Source organism: Kitasatospora sp. NPDC001547, assembly GCF_042894165.1.
Taxonomy (GTDB): Bacteria; Actinomycetota; Actinomycetes; order Streptomycetales; family Streptomycetaceae; genus Kitasatospora.
This window is the reverse complement of record NZ_JBIAVL010000003.1, coordinates 356,922-372,853: the sequence shown is the minus strand read 5'-3', so window position 1 is coordinate 372,853 and position 15,932 is coordinate 356,922. Positions and strand designations below refer to the sequence as shown.

Annotated in this window: 12 protein-coding genes and 1 riboswitch; of the genes, 7 read left to right on the top strand and 5 right to left on the bottom strand. The window is 71.6% G+C overall.

Annotated features, from left to right (window positions below; all coding sequences use genetic code 11):
• The first annotated feature begins 104 nt into the window (after positions 1-104).
• Together ACFY0X_RS07385 and ACFY0X_RS07380 are read left to right on the top strand one after the other, a co-directional pair.
• Positions 105-599, top strand: coding sequence for a GNAT family N-acetyltransferase (locus tag ACFY0X_RS07385; RefSeq protein ID WP_387750111.1), 495 nt, complete (start codon positions 105-107; stop codon positions 597-599).
• A 208-nt stretch (positions 600-807) separates the two neighbouring features.
• A complete protein-coding gene (locus ACFY0X_RS07380) occupies positions 808-2,937 on the top strand; it encodes an acyltransferase family protein (protein WP_387750108.1) in 2,130 nt (709 codons plus the stop codon).
• 29 nt (positions 2,938-2,966) lie between these two features.
• Here the strand turns inward: ACFY0X_RS07380 and ACFY0X_RS07375 are convergent, their stop codons facing one another.
• The 5 genes from ACFY0X_RS07375 to ACFY0X_RS07355 form a co-directional block, all read right to left on the bottom strand.
• Positions 2,967-4,163: a glycoside hydrolase family 113 gene (locus ACFY0X_RS07375; RefSeq protein ID WP_387750105.1), complete on the bottom strand. Its 1,197-nt coding sequence runs from the start codon at positions 4,161-4,163 to the stop codon at positions 2,967-2,969.
• A gap of 15 nt (positions 4,164-4,178) precedes the next feature.
• Complete coding sequence (locus ACFY0X_RS07370) at positions 4,179-5,630, bottom strand: glycosyltransferase family 2 protein (RefSeq protein WP_387750102.1); 1,452 nt, start codon at positions 5,628-5,630, stop codon at positions 4,179-4,181.
• Between the two features lie 79 nt (positions 5,631-5,709).
• Positions 5,710-6,426 carry a hypothetical protein gene (locus ACFY0X_RS07365; protein WP_387750100.1) on the bottom strand — a complete coding sequence of 239 codons (717 nt, stop codon included), beginning with the start codon at positions 6,424-6,426 and terminating at the stop codon, positions 5,710-5,712.
• A gap of 185 nt (positions 6,427-6,611) precedes the next feature.
• A complete protein-coding gene (locus tag ACFY0X_RS07360; RefSeq protein ID WP_387750097.1) occupies positions 6,612-8,066 on the bottom strand; it encodes a glycoside hydrolase family 26 protein in 1,455 nt (484 codons plus the stop codon).
• Between the two features lie 179 nt (positions 8,067-8,245).
• The gene (locus ACFY0X_RS07355; RefSeq protein ID WP_387750094.1) at positions 8,246-9,190 is read right to left on the bottom strand and encodes a hypothetical protein; all 945 of its coding nucleotides are present in this window, start codon (positions 9,188-9,190) and stop codon (positions 8,246-8,248) included.
• Between the two features lie 384 nt (positions 9,191-9,574).
• Positions 9,575-9,718: riboswitch (cobalamin riboswitch) on the top strand.
• 191 nt (positions 9,719-9,909) lie between these two features.
• Between ACFY0X_RS07355 and ACFY0X_RS07350 the strand changes: the two genes are divergently transcribed.
• The 5 genes from ACFY0X_RS07350 (at position 9,910) to ACFY0X_RS07330 (ending at position 15,877) form a co-directional block, all read left to right on the top strand.
• Entirely contained in the window at positions 9,910-12,321 is a 2,412-nt protein-coding gene (locus tag ACFY0X_RS07350) for a ribonucleoside-diphosphate reductase subunit alpha (RefSeq protein WP_387750593.1), read from the top strand.
• Positions 12,321-13,340: a ribonucleotide-diphosphate reductase subunit beta gene (locus ACFY0X_RS07345; protein WP_387750092.1), complete on the top strand. Its 1,020-nt coding sequence runs from the start codon at positions 12,321-12,323 to the stop codon at positions 13,338-13,340. The genes ACFY0X_RS07350 and ACFY0X_RS07345 overlap by 1 nt, the downstream gene beginning before the upstream one ends.
• 64 nt (positions 13,341-13,404) lie before the next feature.
• On the top strand, positions 13,405-13,542 hold the full coding sequence (locus ACFY0X_RS07340) for a hypothetical protein (protein ID WP_387750089.1): 138 nt from the start codon (positions 13,405-13,407) through the stop codon (positions 13,540-13,542).
• Between the two features lie 157 nt (positions 13,543-13,699).
• The gene (locus ACFY0X_RS07335) at positions 13,700-14,752 is read left to right on the top strand and encodes a ferritin-like protein (RefSeq protein ID WP_387750086.1); all 1,053 of its coding nucleotides are present in this window, start codon (positions 13,700-13,702) and stop codon (positions 14,750-14,752) included.
• A gap of 141 nt (positions 14,753-14,893) precedes the next feature.
• Complete coding sequence (locus ACFY0X_RS07330) at positions 14,894-15,877, top strand: NAD-dependent epimerase/dehydratase family protein (protein ID WP_387750083.1); 984 nt, start codon at positions 14,894-14,896, stop codon at positions 15,875-15,877.
• The last annotated feature ends 55 nt before the right edge of the window (positions 15,878-15,932 follow it).

Sequence of the window (15,932 nt, the reverse complement as noted above, 5' to 3'; positions counted from 1 at the left end):
CCGTCCGGCAGGGGGCTCCGGCAGTCGGGGCCGGGTCCGGGCTGCCCGCCGGTCCGTTCGACCCCGGAACACCGCCCGGCAGGGGGCTCCGGCACACTGGCCCGATGGACTTCCTCATCCGCCAGGCCCTCCCGGAGGACCTCCACGACGCGGGCCGGATCACCGTCGAGGCCTTCGTCGGCGACGGCTACACCAAGCCCACGAGCGGCTACGTCGAGCAGCTGCGCGACGCCGCCCGGCGGGCCCGCGAGGCCGAACTCCTGGTCGCCGTCGACGCGGCCGGAGCCGGCGTCCTCGGCTGCGTGACCTTCGCGGTCGGCGGCACCGAGTGGGCGGACATCGCCTCCCCCCGGGAGGGCGAGATCCGGATGCTCGCCACCGCCGCCGCCTCCCGCGGCCGCGGCGTCGGCGAGGCCCTGGTCCGCGCCACCGTCGCCCGCAGCCGCGAACTCGGCCTGGCCGGCATGGCCTTCTCCACCCGCCCGGAGATGACCACCGCCCACCGGGTCTACGAACGCATCGGCTTCCTGCGCACGCCCGAACGCGACTGGGCGCCGTACCCGGGGATGGACCTGATGGTCTACACCATGGCGTTCTGACGAACGGGCCTGAGCACCCGTAGGACGTCGCCGGCCGTCCCACCGGCCGGTGACCGACAGACGATCAACAGACGTCTTTTGATATAAACCACAGATCAAGTCATGCCCTCTGAGCATGTCGCGACAGTCGATCGACCCCGGGGGAATAGACCACATGGACGACGGGCCCGGCCTCGGCGCGCCCTCGAGCGGACCCACGCTCCAGGACATGCGCAGGAGCAGGGGCTACGAAGCCCCCGCGACCAGCCGTTACGCGATCCCCGCACCGACCCCGGTACCCCGCGGTCCGCTGCCGCCCTCCGTCCGCTTCAAGGCGGTCGACGGTCTGCGCGGCCTCGCCATCGCGTCGGTGCTGCTGTACCACACCAACTGGTTCCAGAACGGTCTGTTCGGCGTGGACGTCTTCTTCGTCCTCTCCGGCTTCCTGGTCACCCTGGTGCTGGTCCGCGAGCTGGACCGCACCGACGGCATCCGGCTCGGCGTCTTCTACCGCCGCCGGGCCAAGCGGCTGCTGCCCGGCCTGTTCGCCACCATCATCCTGGTGGTGGGGCTGTCCGCCCTGGTAAGTCCGCTACGGGACGTCAGGGACCTCCGTCCGCAGGCGCTGGCCGCGCTCGCCCAGATCGCCAACTGGGCCCAGCTGTCGCGCGGTGACGCCTACTGGCAGCACTTCTCCTCGATCGACCCGCTCGCGGCCATGTGGTCGCTCAGCATCACCGAGCAGTTCTACGCGCTCTGGCCGCTGCTGCTGCTCATGGTCTACGGGATCTGCCGACGTTCCGTCCGCGCGGCCGGCTTCGTCACCGCCGGACTGTTCGTCGTCGCCGCGCTGATCGCCCCGCTGATGTGGAACGGCGACAACAGCGACCGCCTCTACCTCGGCACCGAGACCCGTGCGGTCGGCTTCGCGGCCGGCGCCACCGCCGCCTTCGGGGTCTACCTGTGGCTGCGCCGCAAGGTCCGCGCCGGGTCCTCCGGCGGATCGCGCTCCCGCTCGCGCGGGCCGGCCGGACCCGTCCTGCCCACCCTGGTGGGCACCGCGGCCCTCGGCGGCCTGGTCTGGGCCAGCCTCTCCGTCGGCAACTACCACGAGCCGTGGCTCTACCAGGGCGGGCTGGCCGTGGTCGCGGCCCTCGCCGCCGTCCTCACCGTCTCGCTCTGCCAGGAGCGGGGCCCGCTGGTGTGGCTGATGTCGCTGCCCCCGCTGCGGCTCACCGGCACCATCTCCTACAGCCTCTACCTGCTCCACCTGCCGGTGTACTGGCTGCTCCAGCACTACGTCGACGACATCTCGCCGAAGCGGCTGCTGCTCATCGGCGCGCCGGTCTCCTGGGTCCTGGCCTGGCTGCTGCACACCGGCACGGAGAAGCTCCGGGTGCTGCGCTGGCGGGCCTTCCCGGCCGTCCCGCTGGTGGCCGTCACCGCCGCGGTGGCCACCACCGGCGCCTGGTACCTGCCCGCCTGGGTGACGCACGACATGAAGTCCGGGCCGGGCCGGCCGATGGTCCTGCTCCTCGGTGACTCCTTCTCCCAGGACCTCTCCACCGGCCTGTACCGGCACGGCGACCGCTACCGCGTCGTCGACGGCGGCATCAGCGGCTGCGGGGTGTTCGGCTCGGAGAAGGTCCGCACCACCTCCCAGGAGGAGTTCGAGACCAGCCGGGAGTGCCGCGACCGGGCCGCCGCCTGGGACCGGCAGCTGGGCACCGGGCCGCAGGCCGTCGTGGTCCACCTCGGCTGGGACGCCGCCGAGCAGTACCTCGACGGCAGCTGGCTCAACCCGTGCGACGAGGACTACCGGACCCGGTACGGCACCCAGCTCTCCCAGGCCGTGGAGCAGATCCGCCGCCGCGCGCAGGGCGCCCAGGTGCTGCTGATGAACGAGCGGGTCGAGAACGGCGCCATCAACAAGACCTGGGGCACCTGTTACAACCAGCAGGTCGGCGACTTCGTGAAGGCCTCCGGAGGAACCGTCCGGCTGCTCGACCTCAACACCTTCTACTGCCCGTACGAGACCTGCGCCTGGAAGGACAAGGCGGGCCACCTGGTCTCCCCGGCCAACGACGGGGTGCACCTCACCTCGGCCGGCATGCGGTTCGTCACCCCCTGGCTGGAGAAGGAGATCGCGGGCGCCCTGGCCGGCGCGACGCCGGGTCAGCCCGCCGTGACGCCGACGCCGTCTCCCACGCCCACTCCGACCCCGACGGCCACGCCGACACCGACGCCGACTCCGACGCCCACCCCGACGTCGACCGGCAAGCCGAGCAGCCACCCCCCGGCGAAGCCCACCCGGACCCCGACCGCCAAGGCGACCGGGCCCCAGGGCGACGGGCGCTAGCGGCGCTGCCCCCCGTGGGGCGGCGCGGCTCAGGAGGGCGGCAGCTCGTAGGTCTGCGCGAAGCAGCTGCGGATCGCCTGCTCGGAGGCGGGGCGCCCGGCGAAGTCCATCCGCGGGGTGTCCTGGTTGGTCGGCAGGGTCGGGTCGATGCCGAAGTAGAGCGACCAGAAGTACACCCCGCCCAGCTTGCGCTCCTGCGCCACCTGGCAGACCGCGGTGAACCAGGCTGCCTGGACGGCCTCGTTCAGCTCGCGCTTGGTGTAGAAGTCGCCGGGCGTCTTGTAGGCGCCCTTCTGCGCCGGGATGCCCACCTCGGTGAGCTTGGTGGCCGGCTGCGGACCCGCGCCGCGCTTGTCGAGCCAGCCCTGCCAGCTGGCCACCAGGTCGGCCACCGGGGCGTCGTCGCCCGCCGCCTTGGCGGGGAAGTAGGCGTCCACACCGGTGCCGTCGGTCGGCAGCGGGAGCGGCCCCTTGGACCAGTTGTCCCAGTTGGCGTCGTACACCAGCTGGCCCCGGAAGGTCTTCCGGGCCTGCTCGATCAGGCCGGGCCAGTGCGGGTCGTTCTCCAGCGAGTTGAACTCGGTGCCGATGGTGAACTCGGTCGCGGAGTGCTCCTGGGCGGTCTTCAGGTACGGCGCCAGGAAGGTGGCGTAGCTGCCGAACCAGGCCTCCTTGTCGGCGGGCGCGATGTTGCCGCGCCACACACCGGTGGCGGAGTAGTTGAACACCTCCTCGTCCAGGATCGGCCGTACGGTGGTGCGCAGACCGGCCCGGTGGGCGGCGTCCAGCAGCAGCGCCAGCCGCTCCGGGGAAGGGGTGGTCGGCCGGGCGGCGACGGCGTTCGACTTCGGCCCGGTCGTGTAGTACGGGAACGTCACCGAGAGGGAGTTGGCGTTCAGCCCGACCACGTACTTCACGATGCGGTCGACCTTGCCCTGGACGAAGCTGTCCGGGTCCGCGGGGTCGTCCAGCCAGTACACCTGGACGCCCCACTCCGGGCTGCCCTTGGTCCACGGGCGGGCCACCTTGGGGCCGGTGTCCTCCACCGGCGGCGCGTCCTTGCCGAAGCCCCAGACCCGGCCCTGCTCGGTCGGTGCGCCGGCCCAGCGCACCGTGGTGGGACGCTGGTGGTCGAACTTGATCGGGTGGTCCCCCCAGACCAGCGGGATGCCGACGGTGAGGGCGACCACCACGGTCGGGAGGATGAAGATGACGGGGCGCTTCACTGTCGTGACTTCCGATCAGGCCGGCTTGGCGATGACGACGAACTTGTTCTCCTCGCGCTTCAGGAACTTGATCAGTCCCCTCAGCCCTCCCCAGCCCTCCAGGAAGGAGAAGAGCGGAATGCCCGCCACCACCACGATCGGCTCCCACCACTTGCGCCGGTGGTTGGCCGAGGCCACCACGTTCAGCCGCAGGCCCTCCCAGTACGTCCAGATGACGTAGGCGAAGTTGATCGCCCAGACCAGCACCACGGACTGGGTGACCGGCGAGGTGTTCCAGGTGCCGGTGAACCACGCCACCAGCAGCACCAGTCCGACGTGCTGCAGCGGGCCCAGCACCCAGCTGACCATGCCCATCCCGATGAACAGCCGGTACCGCAGCGGGATGGTCTTGTTGAAGCAGAGCGCGACCAGGCCCCAGGCCCAGCGCTCGCGCTGCTTGAGGAAGTCCTTGACGCCGGCCGGCGAGGCGCCGTAGCAGCGGCCGTTGAACCAGTCGCTGCGGCCGGGGTAGCGCTGGCAGAAGTTGAGCGCCATCTGGGCGTCCTCGACGATGGTCTTCGGTCCGAAGTCCCAGCCGATGGTGGCCTCCACCGACGAGCGCACGATCAGCAGCTCGCCGTGCACGCCCGCGATCGGGGTGCCGGTGCCGGTCATCGCGCGGAAGCGGGCGATGTCGTCGGCCGGGCGGATCGCGTCGGCGAGCCAGGTGAAGGTGGAGACGGCGTTCTCGCGCGGGTACGTCAGGATGCCCTGCGCCATGTGCTTGGCGTCGTCCCCGGCCCGGCGCTGCCGGTTGACGAACTGGGCGACGGCGGCGGCGGTGTCCGGGCCGACGCCGGTGTCGTCGTCCATGTGCAGCACCCAGACGTCGTCCTCGGCCTCGCCCTCCTCGATCCGCAGCTCGTGCGAGTAGTGGTTGGCGCGGGCCTTGAACTTGGTGCCGTTGGGCGTCTCGTACGCCTTCGGCACGGTCACCACCCGGATCAGCGGGTGGCGCTCGGCCAGCTCGTCGATCTTCTCCGCGGCGGCGCAGCCCTCCTCGGTGAGGATGTCCACCCGCATCCACGGGAAGTACGGCGGCAGGTGCTCGACGTACGAGAGCACCGAGCGCTCCAGCGCCGGGTAGGTGTCGTGGCGGCCGATGGTCGGCACCAGCACGATCAGGAAGTCGTCCTCGACGGGTGCGGCCGGCGTCATCCGGCTGACCTGGCGCAGCCTGCGGCGGACCATCAGCACACCCTGGAAGCCGATCAGCACGCCGAACACCGGCATGCCCCACAGGATGGTGATCGCCCAGCCTAGCGGCGTGGGGTTGGGCACGTACGCCCACACCGAGAACGCGAAGATGATCACGAAGGATATGTAGAACGGCGCCACCCGGGGCTTCCACGACATCTGTCGCTCGGCGAGCCGGGCGGCCTCGCGGGACGTGGTCAGCACCGTCCGCTCGGCGGTTGTCGATGACATGGCGAAAGTGGTTCCTCGTCTGGTGTCGGCTCGGCCCCGGGCGGGGCAGGGGTCGTTCGTGATCGGTCAGCCCGGTGGGTCAGCCCTGCGGCGGACGGTCCGCGGGCGGCGGCGCGACCGGGCCGGTCGGCACCTGGCCCGGAGTCACCGGACCGGGGGCCGGCGCGCCGGGCTGCGGCTGGACGCCGGGCCACGGCTGGGCGGGCTGCTGCTGGTGCTGCGGGTACGGCAGCGGCGCCGGCGGCTGGCCCCAGCCGGGCTGGTGCTGTCCGGGCAAGGGCTGCGGCCAGCCGGGCTGCGGGTACGGCTGAGGCTGCGGCTGCCCCCAGGCGGCGGGCTGGGACTGGAACGGCGGCGGCGCCTGGGCCGCTGCGCCGCCCGGCTGCTCCCGCCAGACCGAACGGCCCAGCAGCGCGATCAGCACCGCGGTGACCACCACCCCGATCCCGAAGGTCGCGAGCTTGAGCCAGCCCTCGGTGGTACCGGTGAACCACTCCCGCTGCGGCGCGTCCAGCAGCGCCCCGACCAGGCTGCGCACCCGGTTGTACCCCTCGACCAGCGCGACACCGGCCGCCACCCCGAGCGCCCAGTTGCGCCCGCGCAGCAGCAGGATGCCCGCAACCAGGTACAGCAGGCCGTAGTTGAGGCTGCCGGTCTCGGCGTTCACCGAGGAGCCGCCGTAGTAGAAGACGCCCTTGAGGTACGTGGCGACGCCGACCTGGCCGAAGCAGTTGTACCCGGCCCAGCCGAGCAGCACCGCGCCCCAGCCGACGGCCACGCCGCCGGCCACGCGCATCGGACCCGTCCCTGTCATCCCGTATCCCCCGCCCCTTTGGGCCCGTCCCGGCCGTTCGCCCGCCCTCGGCTTCGCCGCCACAGGATGCCACACGCCGCAACGGAGCCGGAATTCCACCCGTTCGGCGGAGCGCGCGGTGCGGCCCACCTCACACCGCCGACCACCGGGCCGACGGTGCCGGCGGCTCAACGCACGTGCAGACCACTCCAGTCGACGTTCGCGCCGAAGGTGCCGGAGCCGCCGGTGAGCGCCAGCGGACTGCGGTACGTCGCGGTGACGTCCGCGGCCGAGTTGCGCGGCTGGTCCGGCAGCAGGTTGTTCGCGGTGAGCGACTGCCCCCAGACCGTCCAGATCGTCCAGGGCGTGCGCCGCAGGGTCTCCGGCTGGCGGGAGTTGACCGGGACGGCGAAGGACTCGGCCAGCATCCGCGGCTTGCCGTAGGCGGACAGCCCGTCGTAGTACCGCTTGGTCCACACCTCGCCGGTGCCGATCGGGTGCGCCGGGCTGCCGCTGTAGTCGTCCACCCCGACCACGTCGACGAACCGGGCGCCCGGGTAGTAGTCCCAGGGGTCCACGCCCGGGGCGCCGTCCCAGGACACCGGCGTCCAGACGAACAGCAGGTTGTGCAGCCCCCGGGTCTCCACCAGGTACCGGTAGGTGATCTTCCACAGCGCCTGGTACTCGGCCGGCTTCTGGCCCGCCCACCAGAACCGGCGGGAGCAGTCCAGCACGTTCATCTCGTGGTACGGGCGCAGCAGCACCGGCACGTCGTGGGCGGCCAGGTACTCCAGGTGGTCGGCCAGGTAGGAGAGGTCGGTGATCAGCGCGCGGTACTCGGGGGTGTCGTGCGCCGCGTCCACGACCCGGCCGAACCAGTCGGGGTCCTTGGCCGCCGGCGAGTTCGAACAGAGCACCCGGTCGAAGGACTTGACCTCCGAGCCGGGGTACGGCTGGTGGAAGGACATGCCGACGATCCCGGCCGGGCCGCCGCCGTTGTCGGGCAGTTCGGTGCTGCTGCCGTCGCAGTTCTGCTGCACGCCCGCCGCGCCGTAGCCGCCGTCCTCGGCGCGCGGGTGGCCGCTCCAGACGGCGGACAGCAGGTCGACGGCGTCGTCGGTGTACTGCCAGCCGGCCCGGCAGGTGGGCCAGCGGCCGGCCGAGTAGGAGCGCGGGTTGCCGACGCCCCAGCCGTTCTGGCCGTAGCCGGGGCCGAGGTCGGTCTCCACGAAGCCGGGCAGCTTGCCGGTGATGTCGGCGGCCTTCTTGTAGTAGTAGCCGACCTGCTTGGTGCCCCGGTAGTCCCCGTACTCGGGGTTGTTGCGCTCGTTGTGCGCCTCGACGTGCTGGCCGATCACCGTGCCGCCGCTCTGCCCGGTACGGGCCTGGGCCTCCAGGTCGGCGAGGAACTGCTGGACCGCGCGGGCGTTCGGCGAGGCCTGCGGGTCCCGGGCGAGCAGGTCCCGGCCGACCTCCGGCGGCAGGGTGCGTCCGGGAAGGCCGACCGACACCGGGACCCTCGGGGGCTGTTCGCCGTCGGCCCTGCCGTCGTGGTCGAGCAGGAAGACCGCTCCCGCGGCGACGAGGGCCCCGGCCGCGGCCAGGACGGCGGGCTTGCCGCGCAGGGCTCTGGGCAGGGCCACGGACCGCTCCTCCGGTTGCTCGCCGGCGCCGCCCCCCACGGACGCAACCGGAACACGCATGCGAAATGACTGTCCCGAGAGCCTGCCACACTCCCCCGGCCCCCGCGAACGGTCCACCGGGGCCGGAGTGTCCCGGCGGGCCGACCCGCCGGGGTCACCGGCGGCGGCGTCCCGGCAGGTCAGCCCGCCGGAGCCGGCGGGGTCCCCTGAACACCGGGCGCGGCCGAGGACGCGGCCTTGGCACGCTTGAGCAGCTGCCCCTTCACGTGCTCGGCGAACCCGGAGGCCGCCGCGGTCGCCGTGGCGTCCGGGGCGTTGCCGCCCTTCGCCGATCCCTCGACGGTGAAGTACGCGTACCGGCCCAGGCTGTTGTGGGTGCCCGTGCAGCCGGCGGCGGCGCAGAACGCCGGCGATCCGGCCGCGGGCGCGCCCTTGAGCTGACCGGCGAAGTTCTTCGTCGCGGTCTCGGCCTGGATCTTGTGGTCGAAGACCGCCACCCCGACGGTGACCGCGCTCTCACCGGACACGTACGTCGCCCGGAGCACCTGCTGGCACCCCTGGTCGCCGAGCACCTTGCCCAGCCCGCCGGTCGTGGAGTTCCCGTCCCAGCAGGGCGAGTCCAGAGCCACCACGGTCCGGTTCCAGGTGGCACCGTTGATCGTCACCTGGAGCGAGGAGAAGAGCGCTCCCGCGTCCTGCGGCGCCGGGTCGGTGGCGACCTCCCAGATCGGCTTCGACGGGTCGTCCGGCTGGCCGGGCGTGCCGGAGGCGCTCGGGTTGGCCGTCGGCGGGGTGGTGGTGGCCGTCGTGGGGCCGTTGTCCTTCTTGCCCTTGAACAGCAGCACGCCGCCGGCGGCCAGGCCGCCGACCACGGCGACCGCGGCCACCACGCCGATGACCCTCATCCGGCGACGGCGCTTGCCGTCGGCCTCGTTGCGGTCCGCCAGCGCGTCCCAGTCCGGCTCGACCCGCTGCGGCGGGACGGGCTGCTGGGGCTGCTGCTGCAGGTGCCACTGCGGCTGGGGGTTCGGCTGCGGCTGCGCGACCGGGTGCGGCTGACCGACCGGGTGCGGCTGGGGCTGCGGCTGACCGACCGGCGGGGCCGGCTGCGGCGCAGGCGCCACCGGATGCGGCACCGGAGGGATGGGCTGTGCGACCGGCTGCGCCGACGGCACGACCGGCCCGTACGAGGCGGGCGGCGGCCCGAAACCTCCACTCGGCGGCGGTACCGGACCAGGTACCACCGGCTGCTGACTCTGTGCGCCCCCCGGCCCGGCGGGAGGCGTTCCCTGCGGCCCCTGCCCAGGTACGCCAGTTCCGTCGCTCATGCGCCCAGATCGTAGGGCATCCGCATGACCACCGGTCCTCCCGGTGGCCATTCCGTATCGAAACCAGGACGCCCCGGCCCGGCTTCCGGAGTCGCCGAGGGCCATCGTCCGCCATGGTTCCGGCACGACCGGTTATCGCCCAGACACGCGGCGCCGCACTACATCTGGGGCCGCTTCAGGGAGACACCACTACATGTATGCTCACTCCTGCTGTCGATGCAGGGGAACCCGGTGCGAATCCGGGACTGCCCCGCAGCGGTGTGCGGGCGGCTCCAGCAGCCGTGCCCGCGAGTCCGAGTACCTGCCGACGGCGTGCGCCACGGCCCTCCCGCAGAGGCCGCGCCGGCACGAGCAGTACCCCTCCGGGCCTCGCGGGCGGGCCGGGGAGTCACCGTCGCGCGACGCCGTCTGCGTTCGTGCCGTGCTCCCCTGCCCCGATCGGCCCGGTGGCCCCCGATCACCGCCGCCGATCGCCGCCAGGAGAGAGCGCCTTGACCACCGCTGCCTCAGCCACCCTGCCCGCCCAGGGCTCCGGTACCGCCTTCACCGACCCGACGGTCTCCGACCCCGGCGGCGCCCTGCTGCGGCTGCTCACCGACCGCAGCACCGACCTCACCGAGGTCGACCCCGGCCACGTCGCCGCCGCCGCGCTGCGCGGCCGCCACGCCGGCTCGGACTTCGCCGAACTCCGCGGGCTGGCCGTGGACGCCGCCGCGTCGATGATCGCCGAGGACCCCCAGTACTCGAAGTTGGCCGCCCGCCTGCTCGCCCTGGAGATCGTCGACGAGGCGAACAGCCAGGGCTCGACGTCCTTCTCCGCCTCGATCGCCGTCGGCCACGCCGAGGGCCTGATCGGCGACACCACCGCGGCCTTCGTCGCCAAGCACGCCGCCGCCCTGGACGCGCTGGTCGACACCGCGGGCGACGACCGCTTCGAATACTTCGGCCTGCGCACCGTGCAGTCCCGCTACCTGCTGCGCCACCCGATCACCCGCAAGGTGATCGAGACCCCGCAGCACTTCCTGCTCCGCGTCGCCTGCGGCCTGGCGGTCGGCGACAGCGAGCAGTCGGTGCGCGAGGTGGCCGAGCTGTACGGCCTGATGAGCCGCCTGGAGTACCTGACCTCCTCGCCGACGCTCTTCAACTCCGGCACCCGGCACCCGCAGATGTCGAGCTGCTACCTGCTCGACTCGCCGCTGGACAACCTGGACTCGATCTACAACCGCTACGCGCAGATCGCCCGCCTCTCCAAGCACGCCGGCGGCATCGGCCTGTCCTACTCGCGCATCCGCTCGCGCGGCAGCCTGATCCGCGGCACCAACGGCAAGTCCAACGGCATCGTGCCGTTCCTGCGCACCCTCGACTCCTCGGTCGCCGCCGTCAACCAGGGCGGCCGCCGCAAGGGCGCGGCCTGCGTCTACCTGGAGACCTGGCACGCCGACATCGAGGAGTTCCTGGAGCTCCGCGACAACACCGGCGAAGAGGCCCGCCGCACCCACAACCTCAACCTGGCGCACTGGATCCCGGACGAGTTCATGCGCCGGGTCAACGCCAACGAGGACTGGTCGCTGTTCTCGCCGGCCGACGTGCCCGAGCTGGTCGACCTGTGGGGCGCCGACTTCGACGAGGCGTACCGCAAGGCCGAGCTGGCCGGCAAGGCCGTGCGCACCATCCCGGCGCAGACCCTGTACGCCCGCATGATGCGCACCCTGGCGCAGACCGGCAACGGCTGGATGACCTTCAAGGACGCCTCCAACCGCGCCGCCAACCAGACCGCGCTGCCGGGCCGCACGGTGCACTCCTCCAACCTGTGCACCGAGATCCTGGAGGTCACGGACGACTCCGAGACCGCCGTCTGCAACCTGGGCTCGGTCAACCTGGGCGCCCACGTGGCCTCCGGCGCCTCGGCCGCCGACCTGCTCGGCGCCATGGACTGGGAGCGGCTGGACGCCACCGTGCGCACCGCCGTCACCTTCCTCGACCGCGTGGTGGACATCAACTTCTACCCGACCACCGAGGCCGGGACGTCCAACTCCCGCTGGCGGCCGGTCGGCCTGGGCGTGATGGGCCTCCAGGACGTCTTCTTCAAGCTGCGGATCGACTTCGACTCCGCCGAGGCGAAGCAGCTGTCCACGCTGATCGCCGAGCGCATCATGCTCACCGCCTACGAGCGCTCCGCCGACCTGGCCGAGCAGCTGGGCCGCCACGAGGCGTACGGCGAGACCCGCGCCGCCCGGGGCGAGCTGCACATCGACCACTTCCCGAGCGCCGCCCCGCAGTGGGCCGACCGCTGGACGGCGCTGCGCGCCCGGATCGCCGAGACCGGCCTGCGCAACTCGCTGCTGCTGGCCATCGCGCCGACCGCGACCATCGCCTCCATCGCCGGCGTGTACGAGTGCATCGAGCCGCAGGTGTCCAACCTGTTCAAGCGCGAGACGCTGAGCGGTGAGTTCCTCCAGGTCAACCCGTACCTGGTGCGCGAGCTCAAGGAGCTGGGCGTCTGGGACCAGCAGACCCGGGACGCCCTGCGCGACGCCAACGGCTCGGTGCAGGAGCTGAACTGGCTGCCCGCCGAGGTCCGTTCGCTGTACCGGACGGCCTGGGAGCTGCCGCAGCGCGCGCTGATCGACCTGGCGGCGGCCCGCATGCCGTACCTCGACCAGAGCCAGTCCCTGAACCTGTTCATGGCGGCGCCGACCATCGGCAAGCTCAGCTCGATGTACGCCTACGCGTGGAAGGTCGGCCTGAAGACCACCTACTACCTGCGTTCGCGCCCGGCCACCCGGATCGCCCAGGCCGCGTCCGGCACCGCCCGCGCCGCCGCGCCGGCGCCCGTGCCCGTGAACAGCCCGACCCTCACCCCGGAGCAGGAGGCCGCCATCGCCTGCTCCCTGGAGAACCCCGAGTCCTGCGAGGCCTGCCAGTGATGTCCCCGTCCGAAGACCGCAAGATGCTGCTCGACCCCGGCTTCGAGCTGACCCTGCGCCCGATGCGCTACCCGTCGTTCTACGACCGGTACCGGGACGCCATCAAGAACACCTGGACGGTGGAGGAGGTGGACCTGCACTCGGACGTCGCGGACCTGGCGAAGCTCAGCGAGGGCGAGCGCCACCTCATCGGGCGACTGGTCGCGTTCTTCGCCACCGGTGACTCGATCGTCTCCAACAACGTGGTGCTGAGCCTCTACAAGCACATCAACTCCCCGGAGGCGCGGCTGTACCTGTCGCGCCAGCTGTTCGAGGAGGCCGTGCACGTCCAGTTCTACCTGACGCTGCTCGACACCTACCTGCCCGACCCGGAGGACCGCAACGCGGCCTTCGCCGCGGTGGAGAACATCCCCTCCATCCGCCAGAAGGCCCAGTTCTGCTTCAAGTACATGAACGCGGTCGACCACATCGAGTCGCTGCAGACGAAGGAGGACAGGCGGGCGTTCCTGCTCAACCTGATCTGCTTCGCGGCGTGTGTGGAAGGCCTGTTCTTCTACGGCGCGTTCGCCTACGTGTACTGGTTCCGCAGCCGGGGCCTGCTGCACGGCCTGGCCACCGGCACCAACTGGGTGTTCCGCGACGAGTCCATGCACATGGACTTCGCGATGTCGGTCGTCGACACCGTCCGCGAGGAGGAGCCCGACCTCTTCGACGACGAGATGGCCAAGCAGGTGACGGAGATGCTGGAGGAGGCCGTCGAGGCCGAGCTCCAGTTCGCCCAGGACCTGTGCGGTGACGGCCTGCCCGGCATGAACACCGCGTCGATGCGGGAGTACCTGCAGGCGGTGGCGGACCAGCGCCTCGCGCGCCTCGGCCTGCCGATCCGCTACGGGTCGACGAACCCGTTCGGCTTCATGGAGCTCCAGAACGTCCAGGAGCTGACCAACTTCTTCGAGCGCCGGGTGTCGGCGTACCAGGTCGCCGTCGAGGGCACCGTCGCCTTCGACGACGACTTCTAGGACGAGAAGAACGAACGACAGCGGTGCCCCGCACGGCCAACGGCCCGTGCGGGGCACCGCTGTCATGTCCGTCGGCGACTTGTGCCACTCAGGTCCTGCGGCACTCTCCGGCGAGAACGACGACAGCTGGAGCGTCACCCTCCACGTCGGCGACATGACCGACTGGACCGCCCGCCCGATCACCGTCACCTCCCGGCCCTGAAGTCCCCCGCCCCGCCCGGCGTTCACGCCGGGCGGGGCGGCCGCAGGTCCACGCGCGCCCGTCCGGATGAACTCCCGGGCCGCACCGGCATTCCACGCCCGCGGACGACCGAGCCCCGGCTACGGTCCGGCGCACAGCCGAACGAAAGGGGTACACCGTGGCGACGACCGGCATCCTGGACTACGAGAGCGACGCGATCGTCCAGCTCATGAACATCGCCGAGGAGGACTGGACCGAGCAGGAGCTCAAGGACGCGCTCCAGCGGGCGATCATGCTGGAGCTCTCCACCATCCCGCCCTACGCCACCGCGCTCTGGTCGATCACCGACAAGACCCAGCCCGTCCGCCGCACCATCCGCGAGATCGTCTTCGACGAGATGTCGCACTTCGGCCTGGTCTGCAACATGCTCACCAGCATCGGCGGCACCGTGGCCCTCATCGACCCGCTCACCGTCCCCAAGTACCCCGGCGAGCTGCCGGGTGGCGTCAACCCGGGGCTGGAGGTCTTCCTCAGCGGGCTGACCCGCGAGTCCGCCACCCTCTTCTCCGACATCGAGAAGCCCGAGAACCCGCTGGCCTTCGCCGCGGACGGCAACACGATCGGCGCCTTCTACCAGCGCATCGCCGATGTCTTCCCGAACTTCGCGCACCTGCTGACCGGGCAGAACCAGGTGACCTTCCCGCTCGGGTCGGGCCACGGCGCGGGCAACGACATCGTCGCGATGAACACCATCGACGACGTCCTGAAGGCGATCGACATCATCCAGACCCAGGGCGAGGGCACCACGGCTTCCCCGGCCAATCCCTTCCCCGGGCCCACGGACGAACTCGCCCACTACTACGCCTTCAAGGAGATCGCCGTCGGCAAGAAGCTGGTGAAGAACCCCGCCACCGGGAAGTTCGAGTTCACCGGCCCCGACGTTCCGCTCCCGCCCACCGCACCGGTCGCCCGCGTCCCCGCCGGCGGCTGGGCGAACGACCCCGCCAACGCACCCGACGCGGCCACCGCCGCCGTGCTGCAGGAGTTCAACGCCACCTACACCGACATGCTGAAGGCCCTCCACGACGCCTGGCGCGGAACCCCGGACCGGCTGTTCGACGCGATCAGCGACATGGGCGACCTGGGCGACACCGCAGAGCGGATCAACGCCGTCAAGCTCCCCAGCGACCCCCACTCGACCTACGGTCCGGAGTGGCTCTTCATCCCGTAGGGGACCCGAACCGAGGCCGAGGGCCGGTGCGGACGGTGGTCCGCACCGGCCCCATTCCTGTCCGCCCGATATTTCACCCGGACGGACGCGGTTCCGCAGGCCTGGAGCGCGGGCGTGTTCAACGGCTGATATATCGAATATATGCTCGAAGAATACGACAAGGTATTGGTGTCGGGCGGACTGGGTTTCGTCGGCCGGCACCTGACCAACGCCCTGCTCTTCCTGGGCAAGGAAGTGGCGATCATCGACAACGCCCGGACCGCGACGAGCATCTCGGCGCCGTCCGGGGCCACCCTGCACATGCTGGACATCCGCGAGGTCGACGCCATCGCCGAGGCCGTGGACGACGCCGACCTGGCCTTCCACGTCGCCGCCAACGCGAACGGCACCCTGTCGGTGACCCAGCCCCGCCTGGACTTCGAGATCAACGCGCTCGGCACGCTCTCCTTCGCCGAGGCCCTCCTCAAGGCGTCCGTACGCCGGGTCGTCTACGTCTCGTCCGCGTCCGTCTACGGCATACCCCGGCGGTTCCCGATGGACGAGGACCACCCGACCCGCCCCTTCGTGCCGTACGGGGCGTCCAAGCTCAGCGGTGAGATCACCTGCCTGGCCCTCCACCGCGCCTGCGGGCTGCCCGTGGTGGTCGGCCGACCGTTCTGCGTCTACGGCCCCGGGGAGAACCCGCACGAGGCGATGGTCGAGGTCGGACGCTTCCTGCGCTGGCACCTCAACCACCGGCCCATCCAGATCGTGGGCGACATCGACCGCAAGACCCGCGACTTCGTCCACGTCACCGACCTGGTCCAGGGGCTGCTGACGATCGCCGACCGGGCCGAACCGGGCGAGGTGTTCAACATCGGCTCCGGCACCGAGGTGTCGATGCGCGACCTCGTCAACGTGATCGGGGAGGCCACCGGCGTCCCGCCCGAGGTCAGCGTGATCCCGGAGATCGAGGACGACACCTACCGGCTGGTCGGCGACATCTCCAAGCTCACGGGCCTGGGGTACCGACCGGCGGTCACGCTCGCCGAGGGTGTGCGCGACCTGGCCGACCACCTCGGTGCGAACCCGGAACTCCCCGGCAGCCCGACCATCTTCTCCCGCGGCCAGCACGGCGAGTCCTGATCCGCGCACCCGGCCGACGGCCGGGCGGCCACGACGGCCGGCGCGGGCACGGCCG